Genomic DNA, 23,225 nt, shown 5'->3' on the forward strand with positions numbered 1-23,225 from the left:
CTTATTAATGCTAATTGCATGCCAAGTTTATAAAAAAATATAACCACTTGTTTAATAATGAATTAATAGTAACTTTCCAATAATGGCTCTTGGGCTGCAAATAAACACTGAACCAAATTTGTGCTTTTTGTGCACCACAATCAATCGAAGATGAGGACTGTGCGTTCTGCAACTTGTGTCAAGGTTACGGTCGTTTTAAATACGGCTTCCAGTTGCTCAGCTGTCAACACGTCCATCGGCTTTCCGTAGGCCACCAACCTCCCCTGCTCTAACAACATCACTTGACTCGCATATTGAAATGTACGGTTGAGATCATGATTGGCCATGACGATCGTAATACCTAATTGACTGATTTCTTGCAGTAACTCATACAGTAAGGCTTCTTGGGCAATATCTAACGGCGCGGCTGGCTCATCCAAAATGAGCAACTGGCTTTGAGTATTCCACTCGGGCCACAATTGTAAACACATCCCGATCAAACGTACTCGCTGCCATTCTCCTCCAGAGAGCTGCTGAATAGAACGCGCTAGCTTGTCTGTGAGTTGAAGTTTGTCACATAATTGGTGGATAGTACGGTTAACGTCATCACCAACGATATCTATGCCATTGGGCAAAGATAAAGCCAAATATTGAAACACATCCAATTGAAAAGCAGGGACTTGCTGTTGGGGTAAATAAGCACGCCATAACGCCAACTCGCGAGAACTCAGCTTGGCAATATTCTGGCTAGCAAAGTGTATTTCTCCTTGGTACGCCAATACACCCGCAAGCGCACTCAAAAAAGAACTTTTGCCGCTGCCGTTTGGCCCAATCACATGAATAATATCACCAGCATCAAATGTCACCGACAGTGGAAATAGACGCCCAGTAACTTGTAAATCTTTGATCTTAATCATGATGCTTCACTAACATCCAAATAAAAATAGGCGCCCCTATGGTGGTAGTGACCACACCAAGAGGTAACTCCCCTCCCGATATTGCCGTTCGAGCCACCAGATCTGATACTGCTAGTAACCCCGCTCCACCCAAAGCCGATAACGGCAGTAACATACGATTTTCACTTCCCAACATCAACCGAATTAAATGCGGAACGATCAACCCGATAAAACCAATAACGCCTCCTAATGCAACAGCGCCACCGACGAGTATCGCTACTGCTATAATCAACTGCCAACGTAATCGATCCACATTCAGTCCTTGCTGCTTCGCATGAGCTTCACCAATCATCCATTTATCTAAAGCATTGCCTTTCAAAATCAACCACAGCATTGGCAGTAGTAATATTAAAGTGAGGTGATGTTGCTGCCACGTTATTCCACCGAGACTGCCCATAAGCCAATACATTAACTGACGTAGATTCATCCCATTACTGAAATAGAACGCCCATGTCACGACCGCGCCTGACAAAATCCCCAGTGCGACTCCAACAAGCAATAACTTAGCCGTGGTTAAGCGCAGTGTGTGTCCCAGCACGACCAATAATAAGGTAAAGCTTAATGCTCCCCCCATGGCAAAAAACATAAAAATGGATGTCGTCATCGCGGCAGGAAAGAAAAAAAATGCCCCCATCATTCCAACGCTCGCACCTCCTGAAATACCAATGACACCAGGTTCAGCCAAGCTATTACCGAGCAGTACTTGCAAGGTCGCCCCAGCGACACTCAATGCGGCACCAATAAATAATGCCGCGACTAAACGCGGCATGCGCAGATCCCACAATAAACGCGACTCCAATCCTGAAGAAGGACTCAAAGGATTGATCGATATACCACCTAAGACGAGATACATAACACAGATAACCATTAGCGAGATGGTCATTATCGCCATCGCACGTAACCAGCGCTGCCGTTTACGTTTCAATAATTGTTGAAAATTCATAATGCCTAGAAAGGTGTTAGCAGGAAGGCCTTTAAACCAAGCAATCCCACTAATTAGAAAAGAAATAGACGTCTAATCGAAAATGATTTGTCCATGTTCATAACGAATTGTCACCTGACAAACCATCAAGGCGGCTCTTTGACCAATTTCAACTCGTGGGTTAGGAAACACGATGGCTTCGTTAGCATTTTGCGCCATTAACGGTTTATCGCCATCATGGCCAAAGACCTCACCATGGACAAATGAGGTAAAATTCTCCACATCTTCAGCAAATAAAAAGTTAAAATCTTGATTCAATCGCATTAACGTTCTCGTAACCCGGTACATGACTGGGAGATGATCGTGTTTTGCCATGGCTAAGCCTTGCCCTGCTAATAAAAATCGAATGGCACGATCAAACGCTTTGAATTGCGCCAAATCATTCTCTCCGATCCGGTTCACTTGGCCTAGCTCTATGGTCAAAGCCTGTGCACTGTGATGTTCAGCTGAATACCAGCTGTAAGTACTTGATGGCGCATTAGCTAGCATCAATGCCTCTACTTTTGCGGCACTTAAAAAATTCACCAGATCAAGACTACGCGTCTCATTACGAGAACGTGGACTGACGGCAAATGAGTGATGTTTCGAGCGACGAATAGAACAATGCAAATCAAGATGCCAACGCGCGTCTTTTGGCGTATTACAAAAAAAAGCCTCAGTATAATGCTTGATGCGTGCAGCAATGACAGATTCAGTATTAGTAGGTATGACTTGATCGTCAAACAGTCGATTTAGATTGGTATCAATAAAGCGAGTATGCTGATTAATCGCTTCAGGATGGGCAATAATGAATAAGCAACGACACCCGATATCGAGCTTGCCAGCAAGAATGTCACTCATCCAACGATCCATCATTTCTAATGGCGTCGTTTCATTTCCATGCACTCCCGCTGAAATAATGACATGCTTATCTACGTCACGAGATGCTGGTGGAATAACTTCAATAAACCCACGTTCGTGTACGGTAACAGTCACGCCTGATTGACTCATTATTGAACCAAGCGTAACTGGGCGAGTCATATCTAATGTATCATTAAGCAACGTGTCTTGAAAAAGTGCCTTGGTCATGCGTATTCCTTCCTGTTGTAACTCAACATGATCATCATAGTTGAACCCACCACGGACACGACTTCTCATGCCTAGATACTCAACAGTGCTGATCGCATATATCGATGCATACGTTCATTTTGAAAGGTTTGCCTATTTAAGTAAAGCAAAGGTCATCAAATCTCGATCGTTATCGCAGCTCATTCCAAATGATGACAAAGTCCATTCACGGAATGAAATAGAAACATGCCATTCTGGGACTAGCGAATGTGAGAATATTCTAACCACAGCATCAACAATGAGGAGTTGACATTCCTCTGACAATAAAAATGACTCATTCCGACGTTAAAACAGGTCAAAAATAAGAGTTTTTGTGAAAAATTTCGCTCTCACTTAGTACGATCGCTCAATAATTAAGCAATCGATCACTGTAACCGTCATCGATTGTAAAAAAAATAATGACTATTTACTTACTTTAATAATCACAAAACGAGACATTCATCTCATTATTAATAAATGGATTTTTTTTTAAAACCACGCTTACAAGACGAGTTCTACACGTTGAAAAAAGATATCCACAAGGTAGCTACGTGTTTATTTGCAAAATGAAAACGAATTTTGCGATCCATATTCCAAATATAATCATAATGGAGTATGACAGAGAGACTACACTTTTTTTAATAAATCGCTCAGTCGAGTTTTATCTCTCGATATTTCTAATAATTGAGTGTTTTATTTTTTTAAAATTTACTCTATAGTCTCGTCGATGAGATAACAAAGGGCACATAAAAACACCCTTGAAAAATTTCATAGGTTTATTAATCTATATAAAGTTAAATAAACGGCTTAAACAAATTACTTAAATTTGTTTTATTAAAAATCTTCGATTAATTAAAAATTTCTTTAGGCTCTACCTGAGAGATTTAATTTCAAACAAAGTAGGATACACAATGACTAATAAACTAAAACTATCTGCAGCTGCAATCGCTCTTACTGTTCTTGCAGGTTGTTCTTCTTACAACACTAGCCAGCCATCAACTGCTCTACAAACTAAAGTAGAATCTTCAGTTAAAGCTGATATCGAAGTTGGTCAAAAAATCTCTGGCGAAGCAACTATCAACGTACTTGCAGGCGTTATCAAATGGGGTGCTGGCGATCACTTCGTTGACGGCGTAAGCTACGGCGCAGGCGGCGGTGCACTATCTTTCGCAGATCCAACAGCGCCTGCTAAATCAGCAGCTGCTTACAACGCAATCAAAGCGTCTGGTGCCGATCTAATCGTTGCTCCACGTTACGAAATTAAAACAGCAGATTACTTCATCTTCAAAAAAGTACACGTGAAAGTAATGGGCTACAAAGGTACAATCAAAAGCGTAAAATAATTCGCTCATAGATTGTAGAAAAGGCTCCCTATTGGGAGCCTTTTTATTTTTTAATACGCACATAACAATGTCAGCAAAAAGTCATAAAATAACAACGTTTGTCATATTATAGTTAAAATTAATATAAATTACCCTCCATTTATATTAATTAATCAAATAGCATTCCTATCAAATACCAGCTGGATAAATAAAAACAAAATAACACTCAGAATCTATTATTATTCTTATTTATCTCTGTGATTCAACGGCTTAAAACAGAAATTATATACATTCGCATTTTGCAATAAATAACATTACCACTATGCAAAGCACGTCTCTGCCCAACGAGCTAAGCCCGCAGTCACTGAACCGAAATCATTGCCAGCAATCACTTCAACATTGGGTAATAATTCGCTGACTGCCTGACGTAATATGGGTGATTTAGCAGAGCCTCCAGTCATATAAATGACATCCGGAGTAACACCACTTTGCACAACGGCTTCTTTTACCAAACGCATCATCTTGCTTTTAGGTGATTCAATCGCTTCCATCATCGCCTCGCGAGTAATCGTCACGTTCACAGTATCTGACAGAAAGTCCAATGATGATTGTATCTCATGGGTTTGTGATAACGCGATTTTAGCTTCTTCTGCACGCCTAACGACACCATGTCCTAAAATCGCATGATACAGTTGTAACAAACGGGCAAGCTTTTCTGGCTGTTTCGCTTGCTTTTTAAGCTCGGCAAGGCGTTTGAGATTCGCTTGTGAATAAAAGTCGGTTTGCGCCGGGACATCATTAATGGCTACTGGATTCCAAAATTGGGTTATTGGCATTTCTAAGCCAGAATTCATGAGTGAACCCAAGCCGAACTCTGTCATCATTTGACGAAATGCGAGGTGAATATCTAAATCGTTGCCGCCAACACGTTGACCGGTATGACCAAGTATCGAGCGAGAGCGATCGGTGTTATATCGATAACTGGGCCCCATTTTCAACATCGAGCAGTCTGTAGTACCACCACCAATATCGACAATCAACACCGTTTTATCTTCAGATAATGAGGCTTCAAACTCCAGGCCCGCAGCAACAGGTTCCAATTGAAACTCAACATTTTTAAAGCCGACTCGGTGCGCTGCACTTAACAAAATCGTTTGTGCTTGTTGATTCGCATCATCACTACCACTGCCTTGGAAGTGCACTGGACGACCTATCACCGCATCGGTGATTTGGGTGTGTAATTGCTGTTCGCTGCGCTGTTTAATATTCGCCATCATGGCACACACGAGGTCTTCAAAAAATTGTAGTTGAGCATCACGCAACCCTGAGCTTCCTAAAAAAGATTTAGGCGATTTCACATAGTAAGTAAACTCTGGATCGCTCAGATATTGGTTTAATGCTGCATTACCAAAGGTCATATCATCACGTGTTAACTCAATGCCTTCTTCTTGATTAAATGCAATAGCTCGTCTGAGTGACGCCTTACGTTCTGGCGTATCGGGTACAATATTATAGAAACGGAATAAACTTTCTGATACTGATTCTCTGCTCGGGGCTGCCAATGTCGAGGGGATATAAATGTCATCACCTTCAATCGGAATAGGCGTAGGCTGCCCATTATGTATCGAAGCAACCGAACAACTCGACGTCCCATAATCAAACCCAATAAACATAACATTCTCCCCTAGCTCAAAATAGCTCGCCACTTTACCTGTATTTTTCTCTAAACACCACTTTGTGACATCGTCACTTTTAAGCTGTAGTCGACTCATAGCGATACTGGACAAAATGGGTAGCGACCACCCCTTATCAATACGAATATTACATTTCTAAACACATAAAACTTGAACTCCGTAATACCTTTATAGACTAATAAGTATGACTACTCGATTATACGTATGGGAATAAACGATGGATAAACATACTCAAACCGTTATCGATAAGCTCTTTCAACGCCTCGGTCAAGTTGAAAAAGACAATGCTAATCGTGACCGCGACGCAGAGTCTCTTATTGAAAAGCATGTCGTACAACAACCTTCGGCCCCCTACTACATGGCGCAAACCATGATTATGCAAGAAGCCACAATTAAACAATTACAAGCTCAAATTGAAACACTTCAAGAGCAGCAAACAACAACGTCATCAGGCGGTTTTTTTTCTAACTTATTTGGTGGTAATAATCGTACCAAGCCTAATCCAAGAAGATCTCGTACTTCCTACGGTCGTGGTCCAGATTTCGGACCAGGGCAATATGGCACACAACCCGGAGGTTATTCACCAGGGTATGGCGGCTATCAAAGAAATAGCAGCTTTTTAGGTGGAGCACTGAAAACAGCGGCAGGAGTGGCTGGCGGCATGATGTTGGGTAACATGATGATGGATATGTTTTCCAGTCACCGACCGGAAGAAATCGTTGATATTATTAATGATGACCCAACTCAAAGTATGGGGTCAGCTAACGATATGATGAATAATTCCGATTTTATGGATAATGGCATGGGCAGTCCTGGGTTTGATAATACTGACCTCGGCGACCAAGGATTTGCGGATAACAGCATGGACGTCAATGACCCATTTTCAAATGGGTTCGATAATGGCGGGTTCGGTGATAATTTTGATAGTGGTTTCGATGGAGGCGGCTTTGGTGATTTTGACGATTTTAGTTAAATCTCCAATTCGACTTTACCGCCACGTTTAATCTCTCTGAACGCGATAGAAGGCTTGCTATTGTCTTTATTTAAGTAATAGCGAGCCTTCTATCGGTATAAACCGTGTCGCAGATTGAATGAGCGCATAAGCGGTTAATGGAGCGACGCCATAAACATCGGTCATACAACCATAATTTTTATAGAGACGATCTAATAGTAAACTGAAATCGCCATCTCCGGACAATAAGACAACGGTATCCGCTTGCTGCCCATATTCAACAGCATCAAGCGTAATTCCAACATCCCAATCCCCTTTCGCCGTACCGTCAGCACGTTGGATAAACGGTTTCGTTTTCACCTCAAAACCAATCGCTCGTAAGATATTTTGAAACTGACGTTGTTTTTCATCCCCACGATCAATGGCATAAGCAATCGCTTTAACAACTTCACGGTTTGCGGTCACTTGGCGCCAAAACGCGTTATAATCAAAGTTACATTGGTAGGCTTCGCGAGTGGTGTAATAAACATTTTGAACATCAACTAGGATGACAACCTTTTCCATGGAGAGAACCTTTCGACAAAAAGCTGACTATACCATATTCATGCCTTAACCAAGACAGTACGAGTGGTATGTTTGACACCGCGACCAAGCTGTATTGATAACGATGCTATGTCAGCGTATAAAAAAATTCCTCCTAACAAGTAGGAGGAAATAAACACAAAGGCAGTAATAAGAGTGTTGATGATAATCATTGATTAATCAAGGAGTCAGCGGTTTTACCAAGTCAATATGCATAAGAATGTTAACAACGTCCCAATCCAGCACCGAGAATTCCTATATTTCGACAGTTAATGTCTCAGTGGCATGCCATCTTCACCGTACAACATCTCACGATTTTGCTTAGCTGCCTGACTTTCCTTTTGATTAACTACTGCACGTTGCTGTTTACGCCGCAATTGGGCGCGTTCAGAGGCGCTCATTATCTTACTGCGTGAAGCGCTGGTCGATTTGGAGTCATTGCTTTTTTTATTCTCACTATCATGCCGTTGATATTGTGGATTTTTTGGATCCATCATTGCTCCCCCCATCATATTGTGAGCAGATGGATTCATATAAGCAAACACCTCTGGTGATAGCAAAGCGGCTGTCAAAAGCAAAGCTTTTATAGTCATCATTTTCATCGTGTTACTCCTATCATGCCGACTCTTTTATGCACGTGAATGATCTATCTCTAAAACGGAGGAAGAAGCACTAGCTTCACTCACATAACATTATGATATTCGGTAAGTACTGCAATATATGCTCAACTTAATACACGCAGGGCATGCTTAGCAAATTTTTTATACGCCCAGTTATATACTCGAGAGTCTCTTGATACCCTTCAATCTGGTCTTTTATTTTGTCTAGCATTGCTATGTGTATACGCCAATGGTCTAATAGCAGGGAACCATTGATAAAAACGGTAAATTAAGCATGCAACAGGATCACCAGCCAACTTTCTTTTTCTTTGACTATGAAACGTGGGGAACCAGTCCCGCTAAAGATCGGCCAAGCCAGTTCGCAGGGATTCGCACAGACAAAGATTTCAATATCATTGGCGAACCTGTCGTTCTGTATTGTCAATTGCCTGCAGATTATTTACCCAACCCTGAAGCGGCGTTAGTAACAGGCATTAAACCTCAGCTAGCAATGCAGAAAGGTGTTCCAGAGCCCGAGTTTATCCAAAAAATTTATCAAGAACTCGCCACACCAAACACCACGAGTGTTGGTTATAATAACATTCGTTTTGATGATGAAGTGACGCGTTATACCTCATACCGCAATTTTCTAGACCCTTATGAATGGGCGTACAAAAACGGCAATTCTCGTTGGGATCTGTTAGATGTAATGCGTGCTTGTCATGCATTGCGTCCTGAAGGCATCACATGGCCCCAAAATGAGGAAGGCTATCCTAGCTTTAAACTCGAACATTTATCGAAAGAAAATGGTATTGAGCACGAAAATGCCCATGATGCATTAGCCGATGTCATCGCCACAATTGAAATGGCCAAAAAGGTCAAACAAGCTCAACCAAAATTATTTGAGTATTTCTATAGCATGCGCAATAAGCGTCCATTGAACGATTTAATCGATATCGTTAATATGACGCCACTAATGCATGTATCGGGTATGCTGGGTCGTGACTGTCAATATACAAGTTGGATAGTCCCAATAGCTTGGCACCCTACCAATAAAAACGCGGTTATTGTGGTCGACTTAGCCAAAGATCCACAGGTTATCTTAGATCTCTCTGCCGAAGATTTACTAACGCGCCTTTACACTAAGAAAAATGACCTAGCGCTTGACGAATCGCCCGTTCCGGTAAAATTAGTGCATATCAACAAGTGTCCAATTTTAGCGCCAGCAAAAACCCTCACTGCCGATAACGCCGCGCATATTGGTATTGACCGTCAGCAGTGTTTAGCGAATCTAGCGCTATTACGTGACCACCCAGAAGTCCGAGAAAAGCTGGTGAATCTTTTTGCGCACGAACGTGAATTTCCAGCCAATGATGACGTTGATACGCAACTATATAATGGCTTTTTTTCGCCTGCGGATAAAGCGGCTATGGCCATCATCCGAGACAGTCATCCGGAAAATCTCGGCGCATTGGACATCCAGTTTAGCGATCCTCGTATTGAACCATTATTGTTCCGATACCGTGCTCGCAACTTTCCTTGGACATTAAGTGAAAGCGAGCAACATCGCTGGAAAAATCATTGTCGCGATTACTTCGAAAACAATATTGAATCTTATATGCTCAACTTAGAAAACCTAGTGCATGAGCACGAAAGCGACACCCATAAAATGGCACTGCTCAAAGCGGTGTATCAATACGTAGAACATATTGCTTCTTAACTTTACGATCTCCATATTATGCCTAAAACATTATTGCAATATTGCGTTTCTTTCGCCTTAATTTATCTGTGTCTTATCATTGGTAATTGGATTCAAAATGCGTTAGATATCGCTATTCCTGGTAGCATCTTTGGTATGTTGGTGTTATTCGCTCTGCTCGTCAGCGGCATAGCTCCAGTAAATTGGGTCAAACCGGGGTGTCACTTTTTTATTCGTTATATGATGCTGCTATTTGTGCCCATCAGTGTCGGACTCATGGATCACTTTGATCTCATGCTCAATAATGCATGGGCTATTTTAGCCAGTGCCATTGGTGGAACCCTCATTGTGCTACTGACATCGAGTGTGATACTCGATAAATATATAACGCAAAAAGAACAACAATCAATCCATAAGGAGCGCGACTAATGTGGATTATTGCGACGATTGTGGCGTACTTTTTGTGCCGCTGGCTAGGCGCAAAAATTTCATCACCACTGGCCAACCCATTATTGATGTGCATAGCATTACTAATAAGCTTATTAATGGTATTACACGTCCCTTTTCAAACATACTATGCCGATAATATCTATCTAAGCCAACTTTTAGGTCCAGCGGTGGTCGCCTTAGCTTTCCCTCTTTATGAACAGTTGCCGCAAATTCGTGCTAACTGGCGGATTATTTTGTTGGCGTGCACCTTGAGCAGCATTATGTCGATGCTTACGGCCAGTATCATTGCCGTGCTGTTACATACTGATGTACATCTCATCGCCTCTTTGATGGCAAAATCCGTAACGACTCCAATTGCAATGGAAGTCGCGAGAAACCTTGGTGGAGAACCGTCAATTGCAGCGATCGTCGTCATGCTCGTCGGACTATTTGGCGCGATTATGGGCTACCCTATTTTCCGGTTTTTTAACATTGAGCATTCACTGGCTAAGGGATTATCCATGGGGTCCGTCTCGCACGCACTCGGTACAGCCACCTGCGCTGAAACAAATGCTAGAGATGGCGCATTCAGTTCATTAGCTTTAGTACTATGTGGCGTTATCACATCGATTCTCGCCCCTTTCTTATTCACATTGGTCTTATGGCTTAACCAACTATTGAATTAAGCGACACCAAAAATGCGTTAACAACGTTGGCGTTTTAGATTTATTCGATGTGATTTAGAGCAACTAATGTAATTAACAACCCAGTTCTCATCAAAATTGTGACGTGAATCACTTCATTGATTGATACATCCCCTAAACTGATCATCCATAATCAATCTAGGATGCTCCAATGAAAGAGTTACTCGAGCAGGCACTAAGCCGTCTACCAGAGTCTATCGCCGACTCCCTAACTCCGATTGTTTTAGCCGACGATTTTGACGCGACAATCTCTAGTCTTCAATTTGATACACTTCTCCATCGCTCTGGCTTCACGGATGCGGATTTGCGCGTCGCGCTGCTGCCTTTAGCGGCATGCTACGCTCATGTACCTATCTCGCAGTTTTTTGTTGGTGCTATTGTACGTGGCTTAAGTGGCACTTTATATTTTGGCGCCAATATGGAGTTTTCTGGAGTGCAATTAGGCCAATCGATTCATGCTGAGCAAGCGGGAATTAGCCATGCATGGATGAAAGGTGAAACCGGGATCAAAGACGTGACGGTCAATCACACTCCGTGTGGTCATTGCCGACAGTTTATGAATGAATTAACCACAGCCCCGTCACTGAATATTCAGTTACCCCAGCGCGAAGAACTATCACTGCAACATTATTTACCCGAGTCATTTGGGCCTGACGATTTAGGCATAAAACAACGCCTTATGGATCCAGCCGATCGTCACTTTGACTATGCATTTGAAGAGCCACTGTTACAAGATGCTTTAGCTGCATTAAGCATAAGCCATGCTCCTTACACTAAAAACTTCAGTGGTATCGCCCTGAGCGCCGTTAATGGTGAGGTTTTCAAAGGCGCCTATGCAGAAAACGCGGCTTTTAATCCAAGTTTACCACCACTGCAAGTGGCGCTGGTACAAATGCGTATGGCAGGTCTTGAATTTTCACAGGTTACGCACGTAGCATTGGTCGAAATGGCCAATACGCCCATTAGCCACTTGGATACCACACAAGCTACGCTTGATGGATTAAATCCTGATATTGAATTTAGCTATGCCGAAGTGCCTAAAGAATAACCGCATTTAGACAGGCAATACCATAACAATAAAGCCCTTGCACGAGTATTCGTGCAAGGGCTTTCGTTATTACAGCGCAGTAATTCATTATTTTTTCGTTGAACACTGTCCATTGTCGCAGCGAGATGTACCGGTAAATAAAAACGAAATACGGTAACGATGGCGCGCGAAAAAGAAATAGCACCAATCAGCCACTGGACGAATCAATCGCCAACGTAAAGGCGCATATAGCCAGCCTCGACCAACCATTTGCCATGCTTTATGTACAGCATCCAGTCCTAATAACAAACGGCCTTGTTTATCTACCGCATGTAAGATTTCACTCGCACTCACCGGATCGATATCGGGAAACTGAGCAAACTCTTCACTGTGTAGATCGACTAAGTGCAGACGTTGCTGAGTATCGAGTTTACGTAGGTGGTTCATTTCTTTCGCACACAAAGGACAAGTTCCATCATAAAATACGATTAATGACGTCATCATTTCACCCCTAGTCGTGTGTTGAATTGATCTACACTGTAGCACACCTATCCCTGACTCACTATGGCTGCGCGGGCGAGAAACGATATTCACCTAAAATGGTTTTTTGCTGCCCCCATTTATCGGTCACCCCCACGCCGATTCCCACAATTTTACCATGAGCTTGAGGGGGTGTTTTTTCCATGGCTTGTGCAAATTTCGCTAATTTCGGGTTCTTCTCTGCCCCCACTAGCGTCAAGTGAGGCGCGAAATTTTGAAATACATTCGGACTTCCGTAACGTTCAAATGCAGATTGTTTATTTGGAAACGCCTTTACCCAATTCGGCATCTCAGGATTTGGCGAACGCAGCGGCTCCATCGCCAACGTTATTTCATCGGCTAACCGTTGTAGTGCTGCGTTTTGGTCGACATCGACAAATGCCCAGTGACCTTTAGTGACCGTCACACCATGTGCCGAGATGGGGAATGCTTGATGAGTCTGTGCAAATTGCTGCGCAATCTGCGTAATTCGCTCTTTTGCAGACACTGGGAAATCCGTGAGATACAAGGTAATGTGCACGGGTTTACCTTGACGGTAAAAGCTCTCTATACCATAAGAGTGCAACGTTTCACTGGTTTCTTTTACCACGTTGACAACATTATCTGAAGGTATCGCAAAGATATCAATACTCTCAGCCTGTACCATCGCGGGTAATACCGCCATCCCACTAACGAAACACGTAACCACTGTAGCTTTCATCCTTGACATAATTTCCTCATAGATATCAAATTTAATAATAGCGAGTTTAACCCAATCAATCTGTGATTGGATATCTGGATTTCTTCGTTAACCTACTGACGGTAAGATAGAATTCTCTGTACGTTTTGCATAAGCAAGAATATACGGTTTGCATATGACATTCTAGTGATGACGAAATTAACGATGCCCTTTAGGACGAGTATAGAGACACACGATAGAGCGCGGCGTTTCAATAGCATAGAACGCGATGAAACGTCATAAACAACGTCAGGATTCACTGATAAGGTTGCCTTGAATAGTATCTATACCCATTAAAAACTTGTTGCGCAAACGTTTGCTTTTTACATTAAAATCCGTATGATGTGCCGTGTTTATTACTTAGCATTACACATTGGGAAGGACTTTTATGTTGGGAACCGCCACGCGAACAAATGCTACTCGTGTCTTACTTCTTGGTTCTGGAGAGTTGGGTAAAGAAGTCGCGATTGAATGCCAGCGCCTTGGTTTAGAGGTTATCGCCTGCGATAGATATGATAACGCACCGGCTATGCAAATTGCTCATCGTCGTCATGTTTTTAATATGCTTGATGGCGATATGCTGCAAACCGTGATAGAGAAAGAGCAGCCGCACTATATCGTTCCTGAAGTCGAAGCGATTGCAACGACAAAACTGATCGAATTGGAACAGCGTGGTTTTAACGTCGTCCCTACTGCGAATGCAACACGTCTTACCATGGACCGTGAGGGTATTCGCCGTCTAGCTGCCGAAACGCTTTCTTTGCCAACCTCTCCTTTCCGATTTGCCGATACGTATGAAGAGTTTGCTGCTGGTGTCGAAGCCGTTGGTATTCCATGTGTGTGTAAGCCCGTCATGAGCTCCTCAGGTAAAGGCCAAAGTGTCATTAAAACCCCCGAAGATATACAAACCGCATGGGATTACGCGCAAGCAGGTGGTCGTAGCGGTGCCGGTCGCGTGATCGTTGAGGGATTCATCGACTTTGATTACGAAATCACCCTACTCACCGTCCGTGCCGTTGATGGTGTCCATTTCTGTGCTCCTGTCGGGCATCGTCAAGAAGACGGCGACTACCGTGAATCTTGGCAACCACAAGCCATGTCTGAAAATGCCCGTAAAGCCGCCGAATATGTCGCTGAAGAAATTGTGAATGCTTTAGGCGGCTACGGCCTGTTTGGGGTTGAGCTGTTTGTAAAAGGTAATACTGTTGTTTTCAACGAAGTATCACCACGTCCACATGATACTGGCTTGGTCACACTCGTTTCGCAAGATTTATCTGAGTTTGCACTCCATGTGCGAGCGTTCACTGGCTTACCTATTGGCGATATTACCCAATACGGTGCTAGCGCATCAGCGGCGATATTAGGCCAAGGGACGTCAAAAAACCTAAGCTATAGTGGCCTAGATCACGCATTGCTCGTGCCTAATTCACAAGTGAGACTATTTGCGAAACCAGAAATCGACGGTCGCCGCCGCCTTGGTGTCGCCCTTGCCCGTGGTAAGAGCTTAGAAAAAGCGATTGACCGTGCAACCGACTGTGCCAAAGCGGTTAACATTCATTACTGAGTAGCTGGCAACTAAGACACGGTGTCGAATAGCACACCGTGTTTATGGCCTGGGAGTATGGGATGGTTATTGCTTTTCAGCAGTAATCATCCAAACATGTTCCGCAAAACGAGACAAGCCTTGCTCGGCACGCTTAGCGTGCTGCTCATCAGCCTCATCACTATCGAGTAACGTCACTTCAAACCCCGCAAATAACTCACATAATTCTTGCTTAGTGACACTAAACGGAGGTCCAGCCATTTCTTCCTGTGGGTAATCTAACGTCACAATTAATAGTCGGCCTTGTGGGGAAAGCAAGCGTTTTATACGCTCAGCGTATTCGACACGCATGGCAGCAGGTAAAGCAATCAATGCGGCGCGATCATAAACTAAATCGGCCGATTCTAATGGGGCAACAAAGAAGTCTCCGGTATAAATCGATAACTCATCAAATTGATACAGTTCATGGGCGCTACTTAGTTGAGTCACTAACGGCGTGTATAAATGTTCTGCGAAGAAGGCACGAACTGCAATCGGGCTAAGCTCAACACCAACGACTTCATCATGACGCTCCGCGAGCCAGACTAAATCTTCACTTTTACCACAGAGTGGAACCAGCACACGCTCGCCTCTTTGTGGAGAAAGTGCTGACCAATATTTAGCAAGAAAAGGATGCACATCCCCCATATGAAAACCAATTTTGTTGTCCGCCCACTTTTGGTGCCAGAATTCAGGATCTTGCATGTTGTACTCTCTTCGATTTTACAGGTAGCTAAGCCTAACTTATCGCCCCAAAAAACGATAGCCTCTAACACAACCTCATCACATTTATAGCCTAAAATCTGCTCAAGCGTCCACGTAACTGGTCTCATCTATCGTCGTTGTGAAGTGATAACAAGGGTCAGTTCGTTAAATAACGTGCTCTCAATTGCAAACCATTGTCAGTTTCTGGTCATAGGTATTGTTTTTTTCATACCAGACCAGATATAAAGAGAGTAGCAAAGAGCTAGTAACTTTCGCGAGTGACAGTCATGAATCCTTTTCGTGCCCCTTCTGACTCAAACAGCGTTATAGCTTAAGGAGAGTATATGAACCTCTTATTGCGTACCACGGCACTCATGCTGTTAATTTTAAGCCGTGCCCCCGCATTCGCGGCCGCCATGCCCGTTGATACGAATGTCGAAGACAATCGCAGTACGGAATCTCAAAGTGAAATCAGCTCTGAAGTTTTTAAACACAGCTTAAGTGGGTTGTATGGCATTCAATCTATATCATCAACACCACTACAGCCTTATCGTGATTTTGATGTGTTGTACAGTAAATCTCATCAAGCGCAGCACGAGCTCACAAACTTATGCAAAAAAACCGCTATGCTCACAGGCACTACCCCATTCACTTGTGGCGTCAAATCTCGTGAAAGAGCACAACAAAAAATCGCCGCTGACTTTGCCGGTCAAAATGAGCGTATCACCGATTTAGCTCGTGCCACAATCGTGGCTAACGATGTACCGAGTTTGGTTCAAGCATATGAAATGTTACGTCGCTCAGCCACCATAGTGAAAGTAAAAAATCGCTTCAAAAATCCCACGCCATCAGGTTATCGAGACTTAAATATATTGGTTAGACTGCCTAAAACACAGTTAATCGCAGAAGTGCAGTTACATTTAAAAGGGATAGAGAAAGTGAAAAGCGGCGAAGAACATCGCATTTATGAAAATATTCAAACATTAGAACGTACTGCTGCGGCTCAGCAACGAGATCTCACAGAGTTAGAACGGGCAAAAATTGAACAGTTACGAGCCCAAGCAAAGAACTTATATCAAAACGCATGGCATCCATACATTACCACCCAGCTTCAAGCTGCGTAACACGCCCATACAATAATTCTTATGACTCAAACATAAAGACCACGCCTAAAAGCGTGGTCTTTCTTTGCTCGAAACTTAATTCGCGCTCTTAATGTTCTCGACTCGGGCTTTTAATTTCTGCCCAGGGCGGAACGTTACAACGCGGCGAGCTGAAATCGGAATATCTTCCCCTGTTTTAGGGTTACGACCAGGACGTTGATTTTTATCACGCAGGTCAAAGTTTCCAAATCCTGAGAGCTTTACCTGTTCTCCACTTTCTAGTGCTTTACGAACTTCTTCAAAAAACACTTCCACCGTTTCCTTGGCATCACGTTTGCTAAAACCCAATTCTTCAAAGAGGCTTTCTGCCAGATCGGCTTTTGTGAGCGCCATAAAACTTCCCTCAAAGCTTAGTTAATCTTGCTGTCCTATCGACAGCGCCTTGGCAATAATTGCCTTGCCGAATCAACAACCTATCGACAGCACCTGAAAAGTGTATGCCAAGCTTATGATTTTCGCCAACTTTTTTCACTCAAAAAAATTTGTTACTAACAAATTTGAGACGCATATAAATGTCAATATACCGATATTTGACGTCGAAATATGTCAATTCATAGGTATTTTACAGGTAATTTATCTTTTTTTATACCATACGCAGTATTAAAAACTGAATGTCATTTTTTAATAGAAAATTTTATTTTCAAAAAAAATTTTATTTTTCTGAAATATCATCACCTTACATGACAAAACCATGACATTTCAAGTCATGAATTTCCACTACTCACAAAAAAGCGGACCTCTTGACGAGGCCCGCTTTTTGTTTTTGCGGTGCAGCTAACAATTAGTCACGCAATGTTGCACCAAATTTCTCACCAATTTCGGTAACAATAGCGTCAACAGAAGCACTAATGTCAGCTTCTTCTAGTGTACGTTCCGTTGATTGGAGACTCAGCGCAATCGCCAGACTCTTCTTACCATCATCGATGCCTTTACCCACATAAACATCAAATAACTGTGCGTCTTTGAGCAATGTGCCACCTGCATTCTTACACGCTTGGACAATCACATCAGAAGCTGTATTTTCATCAACTACGACCGCAATATCACGACGGTTAGCCGGGAATTTTGACAAAGAAACCGCTTCAGGGATCACACGAGTTGCAATCGCATTCCACTCAATTTCAAAGACAACCGTACGACCATTCAAACCAAACTTACGCTCAAGTTCAGGATGAACTGTCCCAATCACACCGATCTTTTTACCATCCAGCATCACTGCTGCGCTTTGACCAGGATGTAAAGCGGGATGTTTTACCGCTTCAAAGTGATAGGCTTTTTCATTGGCTGTTAACTCAAGGATTGCTTCAACATCGCCTTTGAGGTCGAAGAAATCAACGGTTGCCGTCGCGATATCCCAGTGCTCTTCACTGCGGTTGCCTGCAAGTACACCTGCCAACATTGGCTCTTGGCGCATACCGTTTTCAGCAGTAGTATCTGGAGTAAAACGTAAACCATACTCAAACAGACGAACGCGAGGTTGTTGACGCTTTTGATTACGTACGACAGTGTTCAACAAGCCTTGCATTAATCCCAAACGCATAGCTGACATATCAGCAGAGATTGGGTTAGGCAGCACTAATGGCTCAACACCTGGCACCGTCAGTTTTTGCTGCTCTGGCTCAACGAAGCTATATGTGATCGCTTCATGGAAACCACGATCAACCAACAAGTCACGAACACGTTTCAACGGCATGTTGGCTTCTTTGTGCAGGTTCATGCTTAAAGCCGCAACCGGAGATTGATTTGGAATGTTGTCATAACCGTAGATACGACCCACTTCCTCAATCAAATCTTGCTCAATAGCAATATCGAAACGCCAGCTTGGTGCCGTTGCTTCCCAGCCCGAGTCCGTGCTTGTTACAGTCAGACCCAAACGTTGTAGAATTTCGACGACATCCGCATCGCTAATATGATGACCTAACAGATCATCTAGTTTGCTACGACGAAGCGCAACTTTGTTGGCTTGCGGTAGTTCAGCTTGCGCTTCTGCCGTGACAACAGGTGCCACGTTACCGCCACAGATCTCAACCAGTAGTTGAGTTGCTCGTTCCATCGCAACCGCTTGTAGCTCATAATCCACACCACGTTCAAAACGCAGCGAAGAGTCGGTATGCAGACCATATTCACGGGCACGTCCACGGATGGCCGCCGGAGTAAAGAAAGCACACTCCAACATAATATCTTGGGTTGCCGTACTAACGCCAGAGTCTTGACCACCAAAAATACCCGCTAAAGCCAGCGCTTTAGTGTGATCGGCAACCACGAGAGTCCCCTCTTGAAGTTCCGCTTCTGAACCATCAAGTAACGTCAGTTTTTCACCCGCCGTCGCCATGCGAACCACAACACCACCGTCAATCTTAGCCAGATCGAAAGCGTGCATTGGTTGGCCTTGTTCCAGCATTACGTAGTTAGTGACATCAACAATGGCATCAACACTACGGATACCACAACGGCGCAATTTTTCTTGCATCCATAATGGTGTTTGCGCACTCGCGTCGACATTTTTGATGACACGACTTAGATAGCGAGGACAGGCTGCAGGCGCTTGAACGTCGACCGCCACTGTGTCAGCTATCGTTTCTGCCACAGAGGCAAATTCGAGTTCGCTTACGTCTGTACGATTTAATACACCAACTTCACGCGCTAAACCACGAATGCTAAAACAATCCGCACGGTTAGCAGTCAAGTCAACATCAATCGTGACATCATCTAAACCAAGGAATTCACGGAAGTCCGTACCAAGAACCGCATCATCAGCTAATTCCATGATGCCGTCTGACTCAATGTCAATACCAAGCTCAGTAAATGAACACAGCATGCCATGAGAAGGCTGACCTCGTAGTTTCGCTTTTTTAATTTTGAAGTCACCAGGCAAGACGGCACCAACAGTTGCTACCGCAACTTTGATACCTTGGCGACAGTTAGACGCACCACACACGATATCAAGTAACTCGTCTGCACCAACGTCAATCTTGGTCACACGCAATTTATCTGCATCTGGGTGTTGAGCACACTCAACCACTTGACCGACTTTTACGCCGCTAAATTCGCCCGCAACAGGAAGCACATCATCCACTTCCAAACCGGCCATCGTTACTTGGTGTGTCAGTTCGTCAGTCGTGACCGCAGGGTTCACCCACTCACGAAGCCATGTTTCGCTGAATTTCATAGTGATTAAACCTCTGGATTACTTAAACTGTTTTAGGAAGCGAAGATCGTTTTCGAAGAACGCACGTAGATCATTCACGCCGTAACGTAGCATTGCTAAACGCTCGATACCGATACCAAACGCAAAACCAGAGTATTTCTCAGGGTCAATTCCCACACTACGCAATACGTTAGGATGCACCATGCCACAGCCCAAAATTTCGAGCCATTTGCCATCTTTACGTTTCACATCCACTTCTGCTGAAGGCTCGGTAAACGGGAAGTAAGAAGGACGGAAACGCACTTCTAATTCTTCCTCAAAGAAGTTGGTTAAAAAGTCGTAAAGCACGCCTTTCAGCTGAGCAAAGTTAACTTTTTCATCAACCAGCATACCTTCCACTTGATGGAACATCGGTGTATGAGTTTGATCGTAATCATTACGGTATACACGGCCTGGAGCAATGAAACGGAACGGAGGCTTACCATTTTCCATGGTACGAATTTGCACACCAGAAGTATGAGTACGTAACATCAGATCAGGATTAAAGAAGAACGTATCGTGATCAGTACGCGCTGGGTGATCTTCAGCAATGTTTAACGCATCAAAGTTGTGGAATGCATCTTCAATTTCCGGGCCTGCGTGTGTGGTAAAACCTAGCTCTCCGAAGAAACTTTCAATGCGCTCGATAGTCCGTGTCACAGGGTGTAAACCACCATTTTCGATGCGGCGTCCCGGCAGGGTCACATCGATAGTTTCTGCCGCCAATTTCGCTTCCAGTTCTGCTCGTTGTAGTGCATCTTTACGCGCCACAATTGCTTGCTGAACTTGACCTTTGGCCGCATTGATCTCTTGACCCGCGGTACGGCGTTCTTCTGGGGGTAATTTACCTAGGCTTTGTAGCTGAGCGGTAAGCTCACCTTTTTTACCTAGATATTGAACTCGCACTTCATCCAGTGCGACTAACGATTCAGCCGAATCAATCGCGGCTGTCGCGTTAGCAATAATCTCTTGTAGATGTTGCATTATGTCCTCGCCTGCCACTAAGCAGTTTCCTCTGGGAATAGTATCCATTCCAGGGTCCCGGTCGAGAGTCCAAACAGGTACCCATTAGGTTGACCGTAAGGGATTCTAGGGGTGTTTTTAGATAGTTTTATATAGTACCGAATGCTGCTCTCATTGCCAAATGAAATGCGTGATTAACCAATAAATCGCCTATTTATCAGTCAGCCTTAGTGGCATTAGCCACATTCTTGTTCTAAATAGAGAAATTCGGTAACCTGCAACCTTATTAGGCCACCATAATAAGGATATTACATGCATATCAAACCTATTACTGCTCAATATGACGCACACATACGTACCATTATTGAGGCGGTAGGAGCAGAATTTGGTGCCGTGGGCGATGGGTTTGGTCCATCCGATCGTGAAGTACAAGCCATGAGTCAACATTACTGTATTGAGCAAGGCTCGCAATACTTTATCGCCGTGGAACATGGACAAATCATGGGCGGCGGAGGGATCAAACCTTTTTTAAACTCAGCAAAAACGTGTGAACTATGTAAAGTCTTTTTATTACCCGCAGCGCGTGGTAAAGGAGCAGGGAAAAAATTAACTCAAACATGCTTAGATTTTGCACGTCAGGCTGGTTACACCCAATGCTACCTAGACACACTAAGTGAAATGACCAGTGCTATCCGCCTTTATGAACATCTCGGTTTTAAGCACCGTGATACCCCAATGCCTGGAGTGATTCATACTGGGTGTGATGTGTGGATGGAGTTGACGCTATAAACCGTTATCTATCGTTATCTATCGTTATCTATCGTTATCTATCGTTATCTATCGTTATTGCAGTAGCATAAGTGCTAACGCTCAACTTACAATACCAACCAATCCACATTTAGGTAAACAAAAACAAAAAAGCCCGAACTTAGGTTCGGGCTTTTTTATTTGGAGCGACACACGAGGTTCGAACTCGTGACCTCGACCTTGGCAAGGTCGCGCTCTACCAACTGAGCTAGTGTCGCATGCTACATATAGTCAATGTAGACTTTATAGATGGTGCCCCGGGCCGGACTTGAACCGGCACAGCGCGAACGCCGAGGGATTTTAAATCCCTTGTGTCTACCAATTCCACCACCAGGGCACGCAATTCTTTGCGATGATAGGCACACCATCTAGAATACCGAGTAAACTCCATATCCTTTAATTTGGAGCGACACACGAGGTTCGAACTCGTGACCTCGACCTTGGCAAGGTCGCGCTCTACCAACTGAGCTAGTGTCGCAATGGAGGCGCGTCCCGGAGTTGAACCGAGGTCCACGGATTTGCAATCCGCTGCATAGCCACTCTGCCAACACGCCTTCAATACTGAATCGGCAACCGCTTTGTGCGCTTCCTCTTGAGTACGGGAATGCATTCTACGGATTCACGAAGATGAGTCAACAGAATTTTTTATGATTTTGCATCGTTTGACTATTTTACACTCAAAACCAGCTATTTTGATTAAAAACACACCTAAACTAGTGGATTTTCCGAGAGATAAGTCACGAAACTTAGGATGAAATTATCGCAAGTTTACCGCTAACCGCCCCACTCAAGGGAAAATTGCAGAACGCTATAAGTCAGATTTTACTGCTAGACGTGACTAAGCACACGAAAACACACTCATTGCTCTGTCATTGCCGTCACTAGCTCGACGATGAGACCCGCGATAAACACAAAAAAGCGAAGTCCCTATAGAAAGACTTCGCTTTTCAATCAGTGTCGACAGAGTCACAGCCGAAAGTCACATATTATCTTCGCTGAGTAAATCATCTTTTGCTGCTGCTAGATATTGCGCCATTGACCAATAAGTTAATACTGTCGCAATGTAAATAGACGCGTAACCCAGCCATACCATCCAGTCATCATAGTGCCAAATGAGTACCCATAACGCGAACATTTGTGACAACGTTTTTACTTTACCGATCCAAGAAACCTTAACGCTGGCACGTTTGCCAATCTCCGCCATCCATTCACGCAATGCCGAGATAATGATTTCACGAGCAATCATAGTCACCGCGGGAATAGTAATCCAAATAGTGTGGTAATGCTCAGTGATTACAATTAAGGCCGAAGCCACTAAAACTTTATCTGCCACCGGGTCGATAAAAGCCCCAAAGCGCGATGTCTGGCCGAGCTTTCTTGCCAGCATACCATCGAGCCAATCAGTAAACCCTGCAACCCAAAAAATCATAGCGGCAGCAAACGGCGCCCAAGTAAATGGGAGATAAAATGTCACGACAAAAACTGGGATCAGAAAAAGTCGTATTAAAGAAAGAATATTTGGGATGTTAAAACGCATAATTATAAGCTC

22 protein-coding genes and 4 tRNA genes are annotated in these 23,225 nt (G+C 43.7%); 9 read left to right on the forward strand and 17 right to left on the reverse strand.

All coding sequences use genetic code 11. The annotated features are described in order from the left end of the window. Positions 1-140: 140 nt before the first annotated feature. The 3 genes from btuD to OCU30_RS06895 all read right to left on the reverse strand — a co-directional run bounded on the left by btuD (position 141) and on the right by OCU30_RS06895 (position 2,985). Positions 141-896 carry a vitamin B12 ABC transporter ATP-binding protein BtuD gene (gene btuD, locus OCU30_RS06885; RefSeq protein WP_077312809.1) on the reverse strand — a complete coding sequence of 252 codons (756 nt, stop codon included), beginning with the start codon at positions 894-896 and terminating at the stop codon, positions 141-143. Then, positions 889-1,878, reverse strand: a complete 990-nt coding sequence (btuC, locus tag OCU30_RS06890; RefSeq protein WP_077312807.1) for a vitamin B12 ABC transporter permease BtuC — start codon at positions 1,876-1,878, stop codon at positions 889-891. The genes btuD and btuC overlap by 8 nt, the downstream gene beginning before the upstream one ends. A gap of 72 nt (positions 1,879-1,950) precedes the next feature. Further along, positions 1,951-2,985 (reverse strand): succinylglutamate desuccinylase, encoded by a 1,035-nt coding sequence (locus tag OCU30_RS06895; protein ID WP_077312805.1) that lies wholly within the window; start codon positions 2,983-2,985, stop codon positions 1,951-1,953. 929 nt (positions 2,986-3,914) lie between these two features. Here OCU30_RS06895 and OCU30_RS06900 point away from each other — a divergent pair. After that, positions 3,915-4,346 (forward strand): hypothetical protein, encoded by a 432-nt coding sequence (locus tag OCU30_RS06900; RefSeq protein WP_077312803.1) that lies wholly within the window; start codon positions 3,915-3,917, stop codon positions 4,344-4,346. A 299-nt stretch (positions 4,347-4,645) separates the two neighbouring features. Here OCU30_RS06900 and yegD read toward each other — a convergent pair whose 3' ends face one another. Further along, positions 4,646-5,998 carry a molecular chaperone gene (yegD, locus tag OCU30_RS06905; RefSeq protein ID WP_077313660.1) on the reverse strand — a complete coding sequence of 451 codons (1,353 nt, stop codon included), beginning with the start codon at positions 5,996-5,998 and terminating at the stop codon, positions 4,646-4,648. A 238-nt stretch (positions 5,999-6,236) separates the two neighbouring features. Between yegD and OCU30_RS06910 the strand changes: the two genes are divergently transcribed. Beyond that, on the forward strand, positions 6,237-6,992 hold the full coding sequence (locus OCU30_RS06910; RefSeq protein ID WP_077312791.1) for a DUF2076 domain-containing protein: 756 nt from the start codon (positions 6,237-6,239) through the stop codon (positions 6,990-6,992). A 66-nt stretch (positions 6,993-7,058) separates the two neighbouring features. Here OCU30_RS06910 and OCU30_RS06915 read toward each other — a convergent pair whose 3' ends face one another. Both OCU30_RS06915 and OCU30_RS06920 read right to left on the reverse strand, forming a co-directional pair. After that, the gene (locus OCU30_RS06915) at positions 7,059-7,535 is read right to left on the reverse strand and encodes a LabA-like NYN domain-containing protein (RefSeq protein ID WP_077312789.1); all 477 of its coding nucleotides are present in this window, start codon (positions 7,533-7,535) and stop codon (positions 7,059-7,061) included. A gap of 287 nt (positions 7,536-7,822) precedes the next feature. Next, positions 7,823-8,155: a hypothetical protein gene (locus tag OCU30_RS06920; RefSeq protein WP_077312787.1), complete on the reverse strand. Its 333-nt coding sequence runs from the start codon at positions 8,153-8,155 to the stop codon at positions 7,823-7,825. A gap of 292 nt (positions 8,156-8,447) precedes the next feature. On the opposite strand from OCU30_RS06920, the gene sbcB reads away from it, so the two are divergent. The 4 genes from sbcB to cdd all read left to right on the forward strand — a co-directional run bounded on the left by sbcB (position 8,448) and on the right by cdd (position 12,032). Continuing rightward, complete coding sequence (sbcB, locus tag OCU30_RS06925) at positions 8,448-9,872, forward strand: exodeoxyribonuclease I (RefSeq protein ID WP_077312785.1); 1,425 nt, start codon at positions 8,448-8,450, stop codon at positions 9,870-9,872. 18 nt (positions 9,873-9,890) lie between these two features. After that, a complete protein-coding gene (locus OCU30_RS06930) occupies positions 9,891-10,280 on the forward strand; it encodes a CidA/LrgA family protein (RefSeq protein ID WP_077312783.1) in 390 nt (129 codons plus the stop codon). Further along, the gene (locus tag OCU30_RS06935) at positions 10,280-10,966 is read left to right on the forward strand and encodes an LrgB family protein (RefSeq protein WP_077312781.1); all 687 of its coding nucleotides are present in this window, start codon (positions 10,280-10,282) and stop codon (positions 10,964-10,966) included. Before OCU30_RS06930 ends, OCU30_RS06935 begins: the two co-directional genes overlap by 1 nt. A gap of 169 nt (positions 10,967-11,135) precedes the next feature. Then, complete coding sequence (gene cdd / locus OCU30_RS06940; protein WP_077312779.1) at positions 11,136-12,032, forward strand: cytidine deaminase; 897 nt, start codon at positions 11,136-11,138, stop codon at positions 12,030-12,032. 87 nt (positions 12,033-12,119) lie between these two features. Here the strand turns inward: cdd and OCU30_RS06945 are convergent, their stop codons facing one another. Beyond that, a complete protein-coding gene (locus OCU30_RS06945) occupies positions 12,120-12,512 on the reverse strand; it encodes a thiol-disulfide oxidoreductase DCC family protein (protein ID WP_077312777.1) in 393 nt (130 codons plus the stop codon). Between the two features lie 61 nt (positions 12,513-12,573). Next, positions 12,574-13,260: a DUF1045 domain-containing protein gene (locus OCU30_RS06950; protein ID WP_205408771.1), complete on the reverse strand. Its 687-nt coding sequence runs from the start codon at positions 13,258-13,260 to the stop codon at positions 12,574-12,576. Positions 13,261-13,657: 397 nt separating this feature from the next. Between OCU30_RS06950 and purT the strand changes: the two genes are divergently transcribed. After that, entirely contained in the window at positions 13,658-14,833 is a 1,176-nt protein-coding gene (gene purT, locus OCU30_RS06955) for a formate-dependent phosphoribosylglycinamide formyltransferase (protein ID WP_077312773.1), read from the forward strand. Between the two features lie 66 nt (positions 14,834-14,899). Here purT and OCU30_RS06960 read toward each other — a convergent pair whose 3' ends face one another. Continuing rightward, entirely contained in the window at positions 14,900-15,556 is a 657-nt protein-coding gene (locus OCU30_RS06960) for a thiopurine S-methyltransferase (protein ID WP_077312771.1), read from the reverse strand. Positions 15,557-15,900: 344 nt separating this feature from the next. On the opposite strand from OCU30_RS06960, the gene OCU30_RS06965 reads away from it, so the two are divergent. Then, complete coding sequence (locus OCU30_RS06965; protein WP_077312769.1) at positions 15,901-16,680, forward strand: RelA/SpoT domain-containing protein; 780 nt, start codon at positions 15,901-15,903, stop codon at positions 16,678-16,680. A 75-nt stretch (positions 16,681-16,755) separates the two neighbouring features. On the opposite strand, the gene ihfA is transcribed toward OCU30_RS06965, so the two are convergent. The 3 genes from ihfA to pheS form a co-directional block, all read right to left on the reverse strand. After that, entirely contained in the window at positions 16,756-17,052 is a 297-nt protein-coding gene (ihfA, locus tag OCU30_RS06970; protein WP_077312767.1) for an integration host factor subunit alpha, read from the reverse strand. 448 nt (positions 17,053-17,500) lie between these two features. Beyond that, positions 17,501-19,888 carry a phenylalanine--tRNA ligase subunit beta gene (gene pheT, locus OCU30_RS06975; protein ID WP_077312766.1) on the reverse strand — a complete coding sequence of 796 codons (2,388 nt, stop codon included), beginning with the start codon at positions 19,886-19,888 and terminating at the stop codon, positions 17,501-17,503. Positions 19,889-19,906: 18 nt separating this feature from the next. Next, positions 19,907-20,890, reverse strand: coding sequence for a phenylalanine--tRNA ligase subunit alpha (pheS, locus tag OCU30_RS06980; protein ID WP_077312764.1), 984 nt, complete (start codon positions 20,888-20,890; stop codon positions 19,907-19,909). Positions 20,891-21,181: 291 nt separating this feature from the next. Between pheS and OCU30_RS06985 the strand changes: the two genes are divergently transcribed. Then, entirely contained in the window at positions 21,182-21,658 is a 477-nt protein-coding gene (locus OCU30_RS06985) for a GNAT family N-acetyltransferase (RefSeq protein ID WP_077312762.1), read from the forward strand. 160 nt (positions 21,659-21,818) lie between these two features. Here the strand turns inward: OCU30_RS06985 and OCU30_RS06990 are convergent. The 5 genes from OCU30_RS06990 to pgsA form a co-directional block, all read right to left on the reverse strand. Next, positions 21,819-21,894: transfer RNA gene (locus OCU30_RS06990), tRNA-Gly, on the reverse strand. A 32-nt stretch (positions 21,895-21,926) separates the two neighbouring features. Beyond that, positions 21,927-22,013: transfer RNA gene (locus OCU30_RS06995), tRNA-Leu, on the reverse strand. A gap of 65 nt (positions 22,014-22,078) precedes the next feature. Then, positions 22,079-22,154: transfer RNA gene (locus tag OCU30_RS07000), tRNA-Gly, on the reverse strand. 2 nt (positions 22,155-22,156) lie between these two features. Continuing rightward, positions 22,157-22,230, reverse strand: a tRNA-Cys gene (locus OCU30_RS07005). Between the two features lie 425 nt (positions 22,231-22,655). Continuing rightward, positions 22,656-23,213, reverse strand: coding sequence for a CDP-diacylglycerol--glycerol-3-phosphate 3-phosphatidyltransferase (gene pgsA, locus OCU30_RS07010; RefSeq protein WP_077312760.1), 558 nt, complete (start codon positions 23,211-23,213; stop codon positions 22,656-22,658). Positions 23,214-23,225: the final 12 nt, after the last annotated feature.

The sequence above is a fragment of the Vibrio palustris genome (assembly GCF_024346995.1).
Classification (GTDB): Bacteria; Pseudomonadota; Gammaproteobacteria; order Enterobacterales; family Vibrionaceae; genus Vibrio; species Vibrio palustris.

Bases quoted from the DNA above. Each gene is read 5' to 3' on its own strand.
- OCU30_RS06985 (WP_077312762.1), top strand. From the start codon at position 21,182: ATGCATATCAAACCTATTACTGCTCAATATGACGCACACATACGTACC.
- OCU30_RS06895 (WP_077312805.1), bottom strand. From the start codon at position 2,985: ATGACCAAGGCACTTTTTCAAGACACGTTGCTTAATGATACATTAGAT.
- OCU30_RS06945 (WP_077312777.1), bottom strand. From the start codon at position 12,512: ATGACGTCATTAATCGTATTTTATGATGGAACTTGTCCTTTGTGTGCG.
- pgsA (WP_077312760.1), bottom strand. From the start codon at position 23,213: ATGCGTTTTAACATCCCAAATATTCTTTCTTTAATACGACTTTTTCTG.
- OCU30_RS06910 (WP_077312791.1), top strand. From the start codon at position 6,237: ATGGATAAACATACTCAAACCGTTATCGATAAGCTCTTTCAACGCCTC.
- ihfA (WP_077312767.1), bottom strand. From the start codon at position 17,052: ATGGCGCTCACAAAAGCCGATCTGGCAGAAAGCCTCTTTGAAGAATTG.
- btuC (WP_077312807.1), bottom strand. From the start codon at position 1,878: ATGAATTTTCAACAATTATTGAAACGTAAACGGCAGCGCTGGTTACGT.
- OCU30_RS06965 (WP_077312769.1), top strand. From the start codon at position 15,901: ATGAACCTCTTATTGCGTACCACGGCACTCATGCTGTTAATTTTAAGC.
- OCU30_RS06900 (WP_077312803.1), top strand. From the start codon at position 3,915: ATGACTAATAAACTAAAACTATCTGCAGCTGCAATCGCTCTTACTGTT.
- OCU30_RS06915 (WP_077312789.1), bottom strand. From the start codon at position 7,535: ATGGAAAAGGTTGTCATCCTAGTTGATGTTCAAAATGTTTATTACACC.
- yegD (WP_077313660.1), bottom strand. From the start codon at position 5,998: ATGTTTATTGGGTTTGATTATGGGACGTCGAGTTGTTCGGTTGCTTCG.
- pheT (WP_077312766.1), bottom strand. From the start codon at position 19,888: ATGAAATTCAGCGAAACATGGCTTCGTGAGTGGGTGAACCCTGCGGTC.
- btuD (WP_077312809.1), bottom strand. From the start codon at position 896: ATGATTAAGATCAAAGATTTACAAGTTACTGGGCGTCTATTTCCACTG.
- sbcB (WP_077312785.1), top strand. From the start codon at position 8,448: ATGCAACAGGATCACCAGCCAACTTTCTTTTTCTTTGACTATGAAACG.
- OCU30_RS06935 (WP_077312781.1), top strand. From the start codon at position 10,280: ATGTGGATTATTGCGACGATTGTGGCGTACTTTTTGTGCCGCTGGCTA.
- cdd (WP_077312779.1), top strand. From the start codon at position 11,136: ATGAAAGAGTTACTCGAGCAGGCACTAAGCCGTCTACCAGAGTCTATC.
- OCU30_RS06930 (WP_077312783.1), top strand. From the start codon at position 9,891: ATGCCTAAAACATTATTGCAATATTGCGTTTCTTTCGCCTTAATTTAT.
- OCU30_RS06920 (WP_077312787.1), bottom strand. From the start codon at position 8,155: ATGAAAATGATGACTATAAAAGCTTTGCTTTTGACAGCCGCTTTGCTA.
- pheS (WP_077312764.1), bottom strand. From the start codon at position 20,890: ATGCAACATCTACAAGAGATTATTGCTAACGCGACAGCCGCGATTGAT.
- OCU30_RS06960 (WP_077312771.1), bottom strand. From the start codon at position 15,556: ATGCAAGATCCTGAATTCTGGCACCAAAAGTGGGCGGACAACAAAATT.
- OCU30_RS06950 (WP_205408771.1), bottom strand. From the start codon at position 13,260: ATGTCAAGGATGAAAGCTACAGTGGTTACGTGTTTCGTTAGTGGGATG.
- purT (WP_077312773.1), top strand. From the start codon at position 13,658: ATGTTGGGAACCGCCACGCGAACAAATGCTACTCGTGTCTTACTTCTT.